This window comes from Roseateles sp. (assembly GCF_047654805.1).
GTDB lineage: Bacteria > Pseudomonadota > Gammaproteobacteria > Burkholderiales > Burkholderiaceae_C > Pelomonas.
Genome location: NZ_JASGIV010000001.1, coordinates 555,479 through 570,756 on the forward strand (window position 1 = coordinate 555,479; position 15,278 = coordinate 570,756).

9 protein-coding genes are annotated in these 15,278 nt (G+C 68.4%); 2 read left to right on the top strand and 7 right to left on the bottom strand.

Annotated features, from left to right (window positions below; translation table 11 throughout):
- Positions 1–101 precede the first annotated feature (101 nt).
- From QM732_RS02565 to QM732_RS02590, 6 genes are read right to left on the bottom strand one after another with little or no spacing between them, the layout of a single operon-like run.
- A complete protein-coding gene (locus QM732_RS02565) occupies positions 102–1,109 on the bottom strand; it encodes a glycoside hydrolase family 5 protein (RefSeq protein ID WP_415654649.1) in 1,008 nt (335 codons plus the stop codon).
- A complete protein-coding gene (locus tag QM732_RS02570; RefSeq protein ID WP_415654650.1) occupies positions 1,106–2,335 on the bottom strand; it encodes an AGE family epimerase/isomerase in 1,230 nt (409 codons plus the stop codon). Before QM732_RS02570 ends, QM732_RS02565 begins: the two co-directional genes overlap by 4 nt.
- On the bottom strand, positions 2,332–4,494 hold the full coding sequence (locus QM732_RS02575) for a GDSL-type esterase/lipase family protein (protein WP_415654651.1): 2,163 nt from the start codon (positions 4,492–4,494) through the stop codon (positions 2,332–2,334). The genes QM732_RS02570 and QM732_RS02575 overlap by 4 nt, the downstream gene beginning before the upstream one ends.
- A 25-nt stretch (positions 4,495–4,519) precedes the next feature.
- Entirely contained in the window at positions 4,520–5,398 is an 879-nt protein-coding gene (locus QM732_RS02580) for a carbohydrate ABC transporter permease (protein ID WP_415654652.1), read from the bottom strand.
- Complete coding sequence (locus tag QM732_RS02585) at positions 5,395–6,291, bottom strand: carbohydrate ABC transporter permease (RefSeq protein WP_415654653.1); 897 nt, start codon at positions 6,289–6,291, stop codon at positions 5,395–5,397. Before QM732_RS02585 ends, QM732_RS02580 begins: the two co-directional genes overlap by 4 nt.
- The gene (locus QM732_RS02590; RefSeq protein ID WP_415654654.1) at positions 6,288–7,511 is read right to left on the bottom strand and encodes an extracellular solute-binding protein; all 1,224 of its coding nucleotides are present in this window, start codon (positions 7,509–7,511) and stop codon (positions 6,288–6,290) included. Before QM732_RS02590 ends, QM732_RS02585 begins: the two co-directional genes overlap by 4 nt.
- A 312-nt stretch (positions 7,512–7,823) precedes the next feature.
- On the opposite strand from QM732_RS02590, the gene QM732_RS02595 reads away from it, so the two are divergent.
- Entirely contained in the window at positions 7,824–10,319 is a 2,496-nt protein-coding gene (locus QM732_RS02595) for a glycosyl hydrolase 2 galactose-binding domain-containing protein (RefSeq protein ID WP_415654655.1), read from the top strand.
- Between the two features lie 160 nt (positions 10,320–10,479).
- Positions 10,480–13,608, top strand: coding sequence for a TonB-dependent receptor (locus QM732_RS02600; RefSeq protein WP_415654656.1), 3,129 nt, complete (start codon positions 10,480–10,482; stop codon positions 13,606–13,608).
- A gap of 77 nt (positions 13,609–13,685) precedes the next feature.
- Here QM732_RS02600 and QM732_RS02605 read toward each other — a convergent pair whose 3' ends face one another.
- The gene (locus QM732_RS02605; RefSeq protein WP_415654657.1) at positions 13,686–15,221 is read right to left on the bottom strand and encodes a tryptophan halogenase family protein; all 1,536 of its coding nucleotides are present in this window, start codon (positions 15,219–15,221) and stop codon (positions 13,686–13,688) included.
- Positions 15,222–15,278 lie beyond the last annotated feature (57 nt).

Genomic DNA, 15,278 nt, shown 5'->3' on the forward strand with positions numbered 1-15,278 from the left:
GCGGAAGCTGTCGATGCAGGTTGCAACGCCGCAAGTCTGGTGGTGGATGACAAAAACGCCAACAAAGCTTTCGTCATGAGCTCATTCCTGTGTGCACGGCGTCACGGCCGGACGGGTAGGAAGGGCGCCAGCCAGCGCATCTGGGGCTTGTCGCGGCCGTCGGTGTTGGGTTCCAGCGACAGGAAGTAGTCGCCCCAGGTCGGGCCGCCCGCCCACCACAGCCAGCCCGTCCAGACGTCGGCGTTGTCCTGCAGGTGCTGCAGCGCACCGCGCACCGCCTGCTCGCAGACGGCGTTGGCGCCGCCGCCCAGCTCGGCCAGCAGTGCGCGGCGCTTGTTCTGGCGCAGCCAGGCCGTGAATCGCTTCAGCCGCTCGGCGCCGATCTCGGGGCTGACGCATTCGGCATGGGTGCCGGAGCCATCCTTGTCGAAATACTGGTGCACCTCGTAGACCATGTGCTCCAGCGGGTCTCGCACCCGGCCCATCACTTCGGCGTTGGGCGTGCCGTACCAGGTGCTCTCGAACCAGCTCCACGCGCCGGTGTAGCCGTTGCCGGGCAGCGTGATGAGGTTGGTGGCGCCCGTCTTGCGGATCGCGTCGACGGCGGCCTGCGCAGCCTGGGCCCAGGTCTCGGTGGGCATGTTGCGGGGTTCGTTGACGAGGCCGAACTGCACCCGGGGGTTGTCCTTGAACTGCAGGGCCAGCCGGCGCCAGAAGTCCGCGAAGGCGGCGTAGGGCACCTCGGGCCTGCCGATGTGGACCTCCTTGTAGGCGGCGTAGTTGTGCGGGTCCAGCAGCACGTGCAGGCCGCGGGCCGTCGTGCCGTCGACGAACTCGCGCAGGCGGGCCAGCTCGGCCGCATCCAGCTCGCCCATCAGCGCGGGCTGCAGGCGCTCCCAGCGAAAACCCACGCGCATGAGGTTCATGCCCCTGGACTGGTAGTAGGCGGTGCTGGCGACGCTGGGGTAGACGTAGTCCTTGCCGTAGACGCCGGGAAAGGGCAGCTTCTCGCCCCATTCGGCGCTGGACAGGCTGATGCCCCGCCATTCAAGCGGCGCGGCGTGGGCGGCCGCGGCCGACAGCAGGGCCATGCAGAGCAGTCGTTTCATGGGGCCTCCTTGGCGGGCGGCTGCACGCCGAGCGCGGCAAGCACGTCCTGGCAGGCGCCCATCGTGTGGTAGTCGGTCTTGCCGGCCGGGCTCTTCTCGTCGGTGAGCTTGCGGTTGTCGGGTGCCAGGATGCGGTACCAGGCCCCGTGCTCGTGGTCGACGAAGTGCTGCCAGGCATAGGCCCAGATCCGGTCGTACCACTGCCAGTAGGCGTCGTCCCCCGTGCGCACGGCCAGCCAGGCGGCGGCAGCGAGGCTCTCGGCCTGGACCCAGAAGTACTTGTCGGCGTCGCAGACCTCGCCTTCGGGGGCGAAGCCGTAGACGAGGCCGCCGTGCGTCTCGTCCCAGCCGTGCCGCATCGCCGTGTCGAAGAAGTGGCGTGCGGTCGGCGCCAGCCATTCGGGCGCCGCCGCACCGAGCCGGCGCTCCAGCATCAGCAGCAGCTTGGCCCACTCCGTCAGGTGGCCCGTCTGGAAACCCCAGGGCCGGAAGATGTTGGTCTTGTCGTTGCGGTTGTAGTCCCAGTCGGGCGTCCAGTCGGCCCGGTAGTGCTCCCAGACGAGGCCGCCTGCCAGCGCGGCCTGGCGCTGCGCGATGGAGGTGGCCAGCACCAGTGCGCGCTCCAGGTAGCGTGCTTCGCCGGTGGCGGCATGGGCAGCCAGCATGGCTTCGCAGGCGTGCATGTTGGCGTTCTGGCCACGGTAGGTGCCGACCTGCCAGCCCGGCGTCGCCTCGTCGGCATACAGGCCGTGGGCGGGTTCCCAGAAGCGGCGCTCCATCAGCTCGAACGTGGCGGCGATGCCTTCACGGGCGCCGCCGACCCCGGCCTCGCTGGCATGCGAGTGGGCCAGCAGCACGAAGGCCAGGCCGTAGCAGTGGTTCGTGCCGTCGATGACGGTGGCGCGGCCGTCGTGCCAGTCCAGCACCCAGGCGTAGCCGCCAGGCGCGGATCCCGGCTGGGCGTGGGCCCGGTTGACGAAGTCCAGCGCGTGCGCCACGTCCGCGGCCGGCCCGCCGAACCAGCGCCAGGCCAGCGCATGGTTGAAGACGAAGCGCGTGCTGCTGACGAGATGGCGGGTGCGGCGGTCGTAGATGCTGCCGTCGTCCTTGAAGAACTGGAAGCAGCCACCGGTGGCGTCCTTCACGCGCGGTGCGTAGAAGGCCAGCGTGTGGCGCATGTGGGCCCACAGCGCCTCGGGCTGGCGCATGTCGGGGACAGGGATCATTTCAGCACCTCGTCGTTCAGGAAGCGAGTCAGCTCGTCGGCCATGCGGGCATGCACGTCGATGCGCGGGTGGGCCCAGGCGAAGGCCTCGAAGCGGTAGCTCCAGACCCGGGCGTCGCCTTCGTCGCGCAGCGTCTGCACGGCACGTTGCACGGCGTGGGGGATGGCTGGCTGCTCGCGTGGGGCGGACATGCCGCCCATCAGCAGCACGAGCTTGGCCTGCGGGTAGCGGCCCCGCAGCTGGCGCACGAAGGCGAGGTAGCGCTCGGCGAAGTCCGCCGCGATGGGGCGGCCCTTGGAGGCTGGGAAGCCGTGGTCGTTCTGGCCGAGGTTGAGCAGCACGACGTCCGGCGCGGGCGACTCGGGAGGCGCGTGGGCCGCGTCCTTGCGCGGGGCGAAGCGGTCCCAGACGTCGGGCATCAGCAGGTCGTGCCAGGTCGCGGTGATGCCGATGCCGCTGACGGCGATGCCGACGTAGTCCGCGCCCAGCCGCTCGGCCGTCAGGGCGCCATAGGCCCGCGTGCCGTCGTGGAAGTAGAGGTCCTCGTACTGGTCGTCGGCGAGGTCGCCGTTGCAGGCGCCGGCGGTGATGGAGTCGCCGTAGAAGGCCAGCGTCAGCGGGCGCGCGGGCGGTGGCTCCAGCAGGCGGGCGCCTTCGGCCAGCCGCAGGCCGTGCAAGGCAACCTCTGCCATGGAGCCTTCGGTGCGCTTGACCAGGCGCAGCGTGTGCGGGCCGTCGCCCAGCGGCTCGCGCAGCCGCCATGCCGTCCAACCCTGGCCGGGCACGGCCAGCGCGTGGCGGCGGCCGTCGATCTCGACGGTGAAATGGCTGGTACCCCAGTGCGTGGACGAGAACTCCAGCGTCAGCTCGCGGCCGGTGAAGCGGGCGCGCAGTTCGCTGCCGCTCCAGGCCATCAGTCGCGTGTGGGGCATGGGCCCCGGGCCGACGCGGCCGACCCAGCGCAGCCGGGCGTCGTCGGCCGGGATCTGGCCCATGCGGTTGTTGGGAGCTTCGCGCGCGAAGTCGCTGGACCGCAGCGCGGCCGGATAGATGCCGGCCGACATGACGGCGAGCAAGCTGGCCGCCCGCCCGCTGCCGGCCCACTCGTCGCGCCTGACGCGCACATGCAGCAGGTGGGCCGTGGGCTCGATGTCGCGGGCGACCACGCTGTAGTGCCAGCCAAGGTAGCCGCGGCGTTCGGGGACGTGGCCCTGCAGCGTGACCCAGGGGCCGTCGTCGACGCGGGCCTCGAGGTTGCGGTAATGCTCGCTCTCGGCGTGGAAGACGGCCACTTCGCTGCCGTAGACGAGGAAATGCGCCTCCCCGTCGTCGACGGTGCTGACCCAGCCAGGCTGCTGGCCGGCCCACTCGGGATGCACCGCGCCGCCGCGGGCGAAGCCGTGCAACTGGTAGGGCTTGAGCGTCTCGCCGGTGAGCAGGCGCGTGAACTCGTGGGCGCGGCCATGCAGTGGCTCGGGCAGTGTTTGGGGCAGCGTTTGGGGTTGGGGGCGCGTCGCGACCGGGCCGCCCGCGGCGCGCAGCGTCTCGGCCAGCGCGAGGGCAATGCGCTGGTGGCCGGTGGCGTTGGGGTGGACGGGCTCGTCGTAGAGCGTCGCCCAGCGATCCTCGCCGGCGTCGACGCGGGCCTGCATCCAGCGGCCGAAGTCAAGCGTGGTCAGGCCGTAGCGCGCGGCCAGCTCCAGCTGCCCGTCGACTGCGTCGCGCGCCTGGTTGCCTTGCTGCGTGAGGCCCAGCACGACGACGGCGGGCGGCTTCTTTGCGCCGAGCAGCCGGCGCAGGATGGCCTCGAAGCTGCTGCCGCGCACGGCGGGGTCCAGCCACTGGTCGTTGACGCCGAACTCGACGATGACGAGGTCGGGCTGGGCGTCGAGTACGTGGGGCTGCAGCCGTTGCACGCCGGCCGCCGAGTCCGTGCCGCTGACGCCGGCATTGACGAGCCTGACCTTGGGGCCCAGCGAGCGCGCGAGCAGCGCCGCCCATCCACGCTCGCGTGGGGGCTGGGCGGCATAGCCGGTCGTGATGGAGCCGCCGAGGACGGCGACGGTGACGGGCTCGCCGGCCTGCAGCCGCTGCATGACGGCCTGCAGCCGCGGATCGGCCGCCTGGCCCGCGGCCGGCAGCATCAAAGACAGAGCCAACACAAATCCTTTCAGTACATTCATTTCAGCCCTTGGTTGCGCCTGCCTGCAGTCCGGCCACGAACTGCTTCTGGAACAGCAGGAACAGCACGATGGCCGGGAGCGAAGCGAGCAGCGACCCCGCCATCAGCACGGCGGCCGACTGCGGATTGAAGCTCAGGTCGCCGGCCATCTTGCCGAGTTGCAGCGGCAGGGTCAGCGTGGCCGCGTCGTTGACGACGAGCAGCGGCCACAGAAAGTTGTTCCATTCGCCCACTGCCACCGGGATGGCGATGGCCGCGAGTGCTGGCCTGAGCATGGGCAGGACGACGCTCCACCAGATGCGCAGGCTGCCCGCGCCGTCCAGCGTCGCGGCGCTGACCAGTTCGTCAGGCACGGCGAGCATGGCCTGGCGGAAATAGAAGACGACGAAGGCCTTGGCCAGTCCCGGTACCAGCAGTGCAGCATAGGTGTTGATCCAGCCCAGCTGCGCCACGGTCACGAAGTTGGGAACGATGGTCACCTCCCACGGCAGCATCATGGACAGCAGCAGCGCCCGGAACAGCCAGCGGCTGCCAGGGAAGGGCCGCTTGGTCAGCACGAAGGCCACCAGCGACGCGGCCAGCAGGCTGACGACCGTGACGACGACGGTGACCAGCAGGCTGTTGGCGTAGAAGCGCAGGAAGCCGTGCCCCTCGACGCTGACCTGCAGAATGCCGGCGAGGCGCTCGGGGTCGGCCGTGGTGCCCGCCCAGTCGGGGTTGAAGAAGTTGCGCGAGGTGGCGAGCTGCGGCCACAGCGTGGGTGGCTGGCGAAGCAGCTCGGCCACGCTCTTGAAGGCGCCGATGGCCATCCAGTAGTAGGGCAGCAGCATCGCCGGCACCAAAAGCCACAGCGGTGCCTTGAGGATGACGGTCCATCTCATCGCCGGTCCTCGCGGCCGATGAGCCGCAGGTTCAGCCAGGTCAGGCCGAACAGCAGCGTCGTCAGCACCCAGGCGGCGGCGGAGGCCAGCCCCAGGTCGAGGTGGCGAAAGCCCCGGTCGAACAAGTAGGTGACCAGCATCAGCGCCGAGTCCAGCGGACCGCCCAGCGTATCCACGGCGCCATAGAGCAGATAGGGCTCGTAGAAGACCTGGAAGCTGGCGACCATGCCGGTCACGCTGACGTAGACCAGCGTGGGGCGCAGGTTGGGCAGCGTGACGTGCATCAGTTGCTGCCAGCGCGATGCACCGTCCAGGCGCGCGGCCTGGTACAGCTCCAGGGGAATGGCGCGAAGGCCGGCGACGAAGATGACGAGGTTGTAGCCCAGCACCGACCAGACGCCGACCAGCACCAGCACCGGCAGCGTCCACTGCGGGTCGCCCAGGAACCGGGCAGGCTCCAGGCCCAGTGCGGCGCGCAGGCTGTTGAAGAGGCCGTAGGCCTCGGAGTTGACCAGCCACTTCCAGGCCGAGATGGCGCCTACGCCGCCGGCGACGGCGGGCAGGAAGAAGGCCACCCGTACCCACTGGTGCAGGCGCGAGTTGCCGCCGAAGTTCAGCGCGAGGAGCAACCCCAGCCCCACTGCGACGACGGATACCGAGGCCATGTAGGCGGCGGTGTTGGCGAGCGCCGTCCAGAAGCGCTCGTCGGCGAAGAGCTCCGCGTAGTTGCGCAGACCCGTGAAGACCGGGGCGTCGGTGGCGTGGTAGTCCGTGAAGCTCAGCCAGGCCGAGCGCAGCACGGGCCAGATGCCGAACAGGCCGAAGAGCGCGAAGAAGGGGGCGACGAGCAGCCCGTCCTTGAGGTGGCGACCGTGGCGGCGCCAGATCGTCATTGCCGGGCCTCCAGCGCGCGGTTCATGACGGTGGCGGCGCGGCCGAGCTCGGTCTGCGGGTCGCCGCCGGCCAGCACGACGCGCTGCACGGCGCGGGTGAGGAGGTAGTCCTGCCGCATCCAGGCGGGGCAGGGCGGCGGGCCTTCGGCATCGGCCAGCTGGGCCAGCAGTGCGTCGCGGTGGGGCAGCGGCAGGCTGGCAATCTGGTCCTGCCGGCCCGACGGCAGCCACATGCCGCCATAGGCCAGCGCCGCCTCGGCCATGCGGCGCGTGACGTCGGGCTGGTAGACGGTGCGCATGAAGTCCAGCGCCAGCTCGCGATTGGGCGAGAAGCGTGTGATGGCCAGTACCGTGCCGCCCAGCACCGCCGTGCGCCTGCCCGTCGGGCCGGCGGGCAGCGGTGCGGCGGCCCAGCGCCCGGCCAGGCCCTTGTGCACCATGTCCATGCGCGACAGCAGCCAGGTGCCGGACTGCATCAGCCCGTAACGACCGCTCTCCAGGCCGCCGTCGGCATCGGGCCAGGCGTCGGTAGGCGCCTGCAGCTCGCGGTACAGGCGCGAGTAATAGGTCAGCGCGCGGACGGCCGCGGGGCTGTCGATGACGGCGCGCCGGCAGGCCTCGTCGTAGACCGTGCCGCCAGCCTGGCGCAGATAGGGGTAGAAGCCCAGCCAGCTGGTGTTGCCCCATTGCTGCGCGAAGCCGTGGTCCTGCTTGCGCAGCGCGCGGGCGACGCCGAGGAATCCTTCCCAGTCGGCGGGCGCAACGGCGACCAGGTCGCTGCGGTAGTACTGCAGCTGCACATGCATGTCGAAGGGCGCGCCGTAGAGCCGGCCATCGGCTCGTCGGATGGCGCGCAGCGCACCGGGGTTGGCATGCTGCTCCAACTGGCGGGCCAGGTCGGGTGCGGCCTCGCTCAGGTCCACCAGCGCGCCCTTGGCGCCCAGCGCGATCGCGTAGGACGTGCTGCCGGTCACGAGGTCCGGCCCGCGCCGGCTGGCCAGGGCTGCCGAGTACTTGGTCATCGCGTCGGCCCAGGGTACGTCGCGCACCTCGACGGCAACGCCCGGATGGGCTGCACGGAACGCCGCGACGGCGGGCTGCATGAGCTGCGGCGTCTTGTCGTCGCCCACCATCCAGATGACCAGGCGCGAGGCTTGGGCCAGCGGCGCGCCCGCCGCGAGGCCGAGGGCCAGCGCCACCTGTGCGAGCAGGGCTTTCATGGCGAGGGGAAGCGCACGGCCGGCAGGGCCATCTTGTCTCTTTGTTGTTTACTAAACTAATGGAATTATGTTCTCGCGCAACGAGGCTGTGTTGGCTGTCTCATCTAGAAAACATCGGGAATATCCCCGAGTGTTGGCGATCTTCAAGAGAAACAGAATGCGCAACAAAACAATGTTTAGCTTTGCCTGGGGCGAAGCAGGAGACGGGCCGCGATCGTCGTGATGCGCGGCGCAGCGGCTGTCCGGCAGGGCCGGGCGCGCGCGTCTCCCGCCGCGGGCTGATGTGCAACGCAAACGCGACGACTCCGACACGTGAGCCCTGAACGACTGACAGATCTGCATGATGGCTGGCTGCTGGCCGAGGCGCCCGAAGGACTGGATGGCCCGGCGCTGGCGGCCTTGCCGGCCGAGGCCTGGCTGGCGGCTGCCGTGCCGGGCACGGCACATGGCGCGCTGCTCGCGGCCGGCCGCATTCCCGACCCCTTCTATGGCCGCAACGAGACCGAGGTGCGCTGGGTGGCGGAGCGTCGCTGGGTCTGGCGGCTGGCCTTTGAGGCGGGCGAGCTGTCGGCGCGGGAGGAGCTGGTCTTTGAGGGCCTGGACACCTACTGCAGCGCCTGGCTGAACGGCGAGCGGCTGCTCGAGTCCGAAAACATGTTCGTGCCGCGGCGCGTGGACGTCCGCGAGCGCCTGAAGCCGGGCCGCAACGAGCTGCTGCTGTGCTTCGAGCCGGCACTGGCGCGGGCCCGCGAGGTCGAGGCCATCCATGGCAAGCGCCAGCTCTGGAATGGCGACAGCGCGCGCCTGCATGCGCGCAAGGCGCAGTACCACTTCGGCTGGGACTGGGGACCCGAGCTGATCACCTGCGGCCCCTGGCGGGCGGTGCGGCGGCATGGCTGGAGCGCGCGCATCGACGAGCTGCACTGCCGCAGCGAGTTGCGCGGCCGCACGGCGACGCTCAGCATCTCGGCCGGGCTCGAAGGGGCGGGCGAGCGCTGCGTGTTCGAGCTGCTGGACCCCGAAGGTGTCTGCGTTGCAACGCAGACCGTGCCAGCGGCACGCGGGGCGGGCGCCGAGCTGTCGGTGGCGAATGCCCGGCTGTGGTGGCCGCGGGGCCTTGGCGAGCAGCCGCTCTACACGCTCGTGGCTCGCGTGCTGGGTGGCGGGCAGGTGTTGGCCGAGCGTCGCCTGCGCGCGGGGCTGCGAACGCTGCGCCTGGTGCAGCAGCCCGTCGACGGCGAGGCGGGCAGCAGCTTCCATTTCGAGGTCAACGGGCAGGACTTCTTCGCGGGCGGCGCGAACTGGATCCCGGATGACAACCTGCTGGAGCGCATCACGCCGGCGCGCTATCGCGAGCGCGTGGCCCAGGCGGCGGCGGCCCACATGAACATGCTGCGCGTCTGGGGCGGCGGCATCTACGAGCACGAGGCCTTCTATGAGGCCTGCGACGAGCAGGGCCTGCTGGTCTGGCAGGACTTCATGTTCGCCTGCGGCCTCTACCCCGCCAACGAGGCCTTTGTGGCCAGCGTGCGCGCGGAGGCCGAAGCCGCCGTGAAGCGGCTGCGCCATCACGCCTGCCTGGCGCTCTGGTGCGGCAACAACGAGGACTACATGCTGGCCGAGTCGGCCGGCTTGGCCGGCCCCGGTGTGCCGGCCGAGCGCTTCGAGGCGCGCGCGATCTACGAGCGCCTGCTGCCCGAGGTCTGCGCGGCGCTGGACCCCGATAGGCCCTACTGGCCCGGCAGCCCCTTCACGCCGGGCGACGGCGCCAAGTCCTCCGATGCCACCGTGGGCGACCGCCACAGCTGGGAGGTCTGGCACCAGCAGATGCTGCCCTACCAGCGCTATGGCGACGTGCAGGCACGCTTCGTCAGCGAGTTCGGCATGCAGTCGCATCCGTCGCTGGCGCTGCTCGAGTCGGCCCTGCCGGAGGCGGAGCGCTTTCCCGAGAGCCGCACGGTGCAGTGGCACAACAAGGCAGGGTCCGCCGCCGGGCCGGACGGGCACAGGCGCCTGGCGGTCTACCTGGCTGACAACCTGCGCGTCGGTCCGACGCTGGCGGAGCATGTCTACGCGACACAGTTCGTGCAGGCCGAGGCCATGCGCGTGGCCTACCAGGACTTCCGCCGTCGCTGGCAGCGGCCCGGTGCCCGTGCCGTCGGCGGCGCGCTGGTCTGGCAGCTCAACGACTGCTGGCCGGTGACGAGCTGGGCCCTCATCGACTCGTCGGGTGCCGTCAAGCCGGCCTGGCACACGGTACGCCGTGCACTCGGCGTGCTGGCCGTGGCCGTGCGGCTGGAGGCGGACGGCGCGCGGCTGGCCGTCATGAACGGCGCTGCGGCGGCGGTCGAGGTGACGCTGCAACTGCGCGTCTTCGCGATGGACGGACGGTTGCTGGCCGAGGCCGGCTTGACCCAGGAGGCTCCCGCATCGTCTTGCGTGGAGACCACGCTTGGACTGCCCAGGCTCGAAGAGCCCGTCGTCGCGGAGTTGCTGGCACTGGATCCGGGGGATGGTCGCGAACTGGCGCGCGACTGCGCCTGGACGGAGCCCTTCAAGTTCTATCGCCTGGGCGGCGCGCATCTGGACATCGCGGTCGAGGGGCAGTCCCTGCGCCTGAGCTGCGACCTGCCCGTCAAGGGACTGTGGCTTGAGCGCGAAGGCCTGGTCCTGGACGACAACTTCATCGATCTGGTGCCGGGCGTCGAGCGCCGCGTCAGGTCAAGAGTAGCGCTACCAGATTCGCTGCTGGCGACAGCGGTCGATCACCCTGGAAGAACCTTCAACCTGCCGAAAGGAGGTGGTTGAGTGCGGCATCAGGAATGCGCGTATCCCCTATCCCTGATAGTCCCAATGTTTAGTGGGACAAACGTTGTTAGCGTTACCAAATACCTGCGTCATTGAATCAGCAGGATCGACACCAAGCCCTTCATGGGCTGGATGTTTCCCACCAAAGAGGAGCACAAGGATGAGACATTTCAAGCGGACAACGCTGTCACTAGCGGCCGTTCAGGCGCTGGTCTGGGCAGCCTCACCGGCGCTGGCGCAAAACGCGGCGGCTCCTGCGTCAGCGGCAACGCCGGCCACGGACAAAGGCCCCCAAGCCCTCGAGACCGTCGTCGTCTCCGGGCGCCGCGCGGCTCTCGCGTCGGCGCAGAAGCTCAAGCAGGAGTCGGACGAGATCGTCGACTCGGTCGTCGCCGACGAGATCGGCAAGCTCCCGGACCGCTCCGTGTCCGAGGTGCTTCAGCGCATCGTCGGAGCGACGATGTCGCGCGTGTCGGCCTCCAACGACCCGGTGCACTTTTCCGTCGAGGGTTCGGGGGTCAACATCCGCGGCCTGACCTACGTGGCGGCCCAGCTCAATGGTCGCGAGACCTTCAGCGCCAACCAGGGCCGCAATCTGGGTTTCGAGGACGTGCCGCCCGAGCTGATGGCAGGCGTGGACGTCTACAAGAACCCCTCGGCCGAGCAGATTGAAGGTGCCATCGGCGGCCTCGTGAACCTGCGCACCGCATTGCCCTTCGACTTCCCCGGCTTCAAGGGCTCGCTCTCCGTCGATGTGAGTCGCAACAGCCTCGCTGCGAAGAACAAGCCCAGCATCTCGGGCCTGCTGACCAACACCTGGGACACCGATATCGGCAAGATCGGCGTGCTGGTCGACGTGGCGCATTCGCTCAGTGCCAATCGCACCGACGGTCTCGTGCTCGACCCCTTCTACAAGCAGTCCGCGACCAGCAACAACTGGATTTCGCGCGGCATCACGTGGCGGCAGCAGTTCTATGAGCGCGTGCGCGACGGCCTCTACGCGGCAGCGCAATGGCGCAAGGGCGATCTCGAATCCTCGCTGACCTTCTTCCGCTCCAAGTACCGCTTCGACTGGAACGAGAACAACGTCAGCAACCAGGTTGACCCCTACAACGTCCGCGTGCTCAACGGCGCGTACGACAGCAATGGCGTGATGACCAAGGGCACGCTGACCGGCGTGAACGGCAGCGGCGACGTGACCGGCATCGAGGTCGAGAACCAGACACGCTACTCCAAGCGCAGCTCGCAGACCGATGACCTGTCCTGGAAAATCCAGGGCAGGGTGAACGACCAGCTGACATGGAGTTCGGACCTGCAGTACATCAGGTCCAAGACCCAGAACTTCGACTCCACCGTAGGCACCGGCGTGCAACTGCCCAGCGAGCAGGTGGACTTCACGGGCTCCATGCCGCACCTGGTGTTCGATAGCAGCGCGATGGGCATCCTGAACGACCCGTCCAAGTACTACTGGGCCATGATGATGGACCACCTGGACAAGGGCAAGGGAACGCAGAAGGCCTGGAAGGTCGATGGGCGCTGGACGTTCCGCGACAACCCGATCCTTGAGGACTTCCGCTTCGGTGTGCGCATCGCCAAGCGTGACGCCGAGACCATCAACAGCATGAACGGCCAGGGCGACTCCTACAACTGGGCCACCATCACCCACGCATGGCAGCTCGGCTGGAACATCGGCGAGCTGGCCTACATCAACCAGTCCAACATCCCCACCTACAAGAACAGCTTCGACAACTTCATGGGCGGTGGCAAGGTCAACCTGCCTTCGCTGTATTTCCCGGCCGCATCCGTGGCTTTCGGCTGGCCTGACAGCTACAACCAGCTGCACCAGCTCTACCTCAACAAGTGCGCTGCCTTCGCGGCCACGGCGGGCTGGGACGGTGCCGGCTGCGCGCAGCAGGCCAATAGCTACCAGGGCGGCGGCAAGTGGCAGGTGGCTTCGTTCGGCACCGACCCCAAGGGTACGAACTCGCAGGCCGAAACCACTGCAGCGGCCTATGGCCAGCTGCGCTTCTCGTTCGAAGAGAAGGGATTGCCGCTGGACGGCAATGTGGGCCTGCGCGCCGTGCATACGAAGAACGAGGCGCAAGGCTACACGTCGCTGAGCGTCCAGGCCGCGCCTGCTGGTGTCGTGCTGGCGAGTGGCGTCGTGCTGCCGAACTTCACGGCTTCGACGATCGCGGCGAACACCGCGAAGCAGGACATCCGCCAGAGCTTCACGGACTTCCTGCCCAGCCTGAACCTGCGCCTCAAGGCTGCGCCGGACCTGCAGTTCCGCTTTGCCGTGTCACGGGCGCTGTCGCGTCCGCAGCTGAGCCAGATGCAGGCCTACCTGCCGATGAAACTGACGCTGGACGTCGACTCGCCTGCAGAAGGCTCCACCACGCCGCCGCTCATCAAGGCCGTCAAGCTGACCGGCACCGCCGGCGGGAATCCGGAGCTCAAGCCCATTCGGTCCACGCAGGAGGACCTGACGGCCGAGTGGTACTTCGCCAAGAGCAGCTCGCTGACGATGGCGGTGTTCAACAAGAACCTGAAGGACATCATCCTCAACCAGACCTTCAAGCGCACCATCACGGACAGCGACGGCAAGCCGGTCAGCTTCGTGATGAACGGTCCGGTCAACGCCGCAAAGGGCTACGCGCGGGGCGCGGAACTCGCCTACCAGCAGTACTTCGACTGGGTGCCGTCCTGGCTGCAGGGGCTCGGCCTGCAGGCGAACTACACCTACGTCGACAGCAAGGTGAAGCGCTACAACGCGGTCTATTCGGCCTACTGCACGCCGGGCGCGGGGCAAGACAACCTGAACCTGTTCATCAATGGCTGCGACACCGATGGCCGCTCCTTTGGCGACATGCCCTTGGACAACCTCTCGCGCAACACCTACAACATCGCGCTGCTGTTCGATCGAGGGCCACTGTCCGCACGCATCGCCTACAACTGGCGCGGCAGGTACCTGTACGGCGTGGCACTGAACTCGGACAACACCGGTCCGAACCAGACCAACGCACTGGACACCAACCCAGCGAGCGCCACCTACAACCGTCATGACATCAGCCTGCCGCTGGGTTTGCCGTTGTGGGCGGACGCTTACGGGCAGGTGGACGTGGGCCTTCACTACAAGGTCACCGACAACTTCACGATGGGGCTGGACGCGACCAACCTGACGAACAAGACCTACAAGCAGATCATGCAGCAGCACATCGGCATGATCGGCCACAACTACTTCACGTCGGGTCGCAGCTTCAAGCTCAGCGCGCAGTACACCTTCTGAGCTGCGAGCCGGGGCGACCCGGCTCAAACACAAAGGGCACCGTTCACGGTGCCCTTTTTCGTTGCTGCCCCGGCAGCCTATTTCATCGGCGCTGCCGCGCAGTACCGGCGGATGAACTCCGAATGTTCGGGCATCGCCGCCACGCAGCTGGCGATGGTGTCGGACACGCCCTTGAAGTAGTTCACCGTGTCTTCCACGCCCTGCAGATCGGCCAGCGCCAACCAGCCCCGGGGGCGCAGGTTCTGGCCCTCCATCACCTCAAACCAGCTCGGCTCACGGAACAGGTCGGTCTCGACATAGACAAGCCGGCCGCTCGCGGCATAGAGATCCATGCGCCAGCGCAGCCTGTCGGGTATGGCCATGTTGGCGCATGCCTGCCAGAAGCCGCCATCTTCCCGCTGGTTCAGGTGGTAGTGCAGCACGATGAAGTCGCGCACCGACTCGTAGCGCTCACGGCTCACGCGGTTGTACTCGGCGATCTCCGCGGGGTCGAAGCCGCCGTGCGGGAAGGCCTCGATGAGCCGGGCCACGCCCATCTGGATCAGGTGAAGCGCCGTCGACTCCAGCGGCTCCACGAAACCGGCCGACATGCCGATGGCCACGACGTTGCGAGTCCAGGCCTCCTTACGCATGCCGGTCCTGAAGCGGATCAGCCTCGGGTCGGCGAGCGCGGGTGCATCGAGGTTTCGCAGCAGCACGTCAGCGGCCTCGTCATCGCTCATGTGGCGGCTCGAATAGACGTGGCCATTGCCTACGCGATGCTGAAGCGGGATGCGCCACTGCCAGCCCGCGCTGCGTGCCGTGGCGCGGGTGTAGGGCAGCAGCGGTTTCATGCTCTCACTGGGGACGGCCCAGGCACGGTCGCAGGGGAGCCAGTGGCTCCAATCCTCAAAGCCGACGCCAAGCGCCTTGTCGGTCAGCAGGCCGGCAAACCCCGTGCAGTCGAGGAAGAGATCGCCCTCCACCAGTTCGCCGCCTTGCAGTTGAACCGCGCGTACATGCCCTTGAGTCGGCCCGGGCTCTTCGTCGAGCAGCACGCGCACGACCTTGCCTTCGGTGCGGCGAACGCCGCGCTGCTCGCTCAGCGCGCGCAGGTGGCGGGCGTAGAGCGACGCATCGAAGTGGTAGGCATAGCCCAGGTCCGCCATTGGCGAGTTCTGCATCTGCGGCTGCGGCAGCATGAAGCGGTTGGCCTTGGCGGCCATGCAGGAGATGACGTAGGCGTCGATCGGCTGCGCACGTCCGAGCGCGCGCAGGCGCAGCCAGTACTGGGTGAAGTCCAGCGGCCACAGGGGCTCCTTGCCGATACGGCCGAAGCCATGGAAGTAGCGCTCGCCCTGGCGGCCCCAGTTGACAAACTCGATGCCGAGCTTGAACGTGCCCTGCGTGGCCTTCAGGAAACCGGCCTCGTCGATCCTGGCCAGGTCGTTGAACATGCGGATCAGCGGGATGGTCGCTTCGCCGACGCCGATGATGCCGATCTCCTCGGACTCGACGAGGCGTATTTCGTAGGGCGGCTTGAGCACCGCGCTCAGCGCTGCGGCCGACATCCAGCCCGCTGCGCCGCCGCCGACGATGACGACCTTGCGCAGCGGCTTGCCCCAGTTCTCCATGCGGTGTCCCCGTGCTCTTTCGTTGGCGGTGGAGTCTAGGAAGACGCCATCAGCTCG

What these genes read in the sequence shown, in the direction of transcription:
- QM732_RS02570 (WP_415654650.1), bottom strand. Translation starts at nt 2,335, where the DNA reads ATGATCCCTGTCCCCGACATGCGCCAGCCCGAGGCGCTGTGGGCCCAC.
- QM732_RS02565 (WP_415654649.1), bottom strand. Translation starts at nt 1,109, where the DNA reads ATGAAACGACTGCTCTGCATGGCCCTGCTGTCGGCCGCGGCCGCCCAC.
- QM732_RS02580 (WP_415654652.1), bottom strand. Translation starts at nt 5,398, where the DNA reads ATGAGATGGACCGTCATCCTCAAGGCACCGCTGTGGCTTTTGGTGCCG.
- QM732_RS02585 (WP_415654653.1), bottom strand. Translation starts at nt 6,291, where the DNA reads ATGACGATCTGGCGCCGCCACGGTCGCCACCTCAAGGACGGGCTGCTC.
- QM732_RS02605 (WP_415654657.1), bottom strand. Translation starts at nt 15,221, where the DNA reads ATGGAGAACTGGGGCAAGCCGCTGCGCAAGGTCGTCATCGTCGGCGGC.
- QM732_RS02590 (WP_415654654.1), bottom strand. Translation starts at nt 7,511, where the DNA reads ATGAAAGCCCTGCTCGCACAGGTGGCGCTGGCCCTCGGCCTCGCGGCG.
- QM732_RS02600 (WP_415654656.1), top strand. Translation starts at nt 10,480, where the DNA reads ATGAGACATTTCAAGCGGACAACGCTGTCACTAGCGGCCGTTCAGGCG.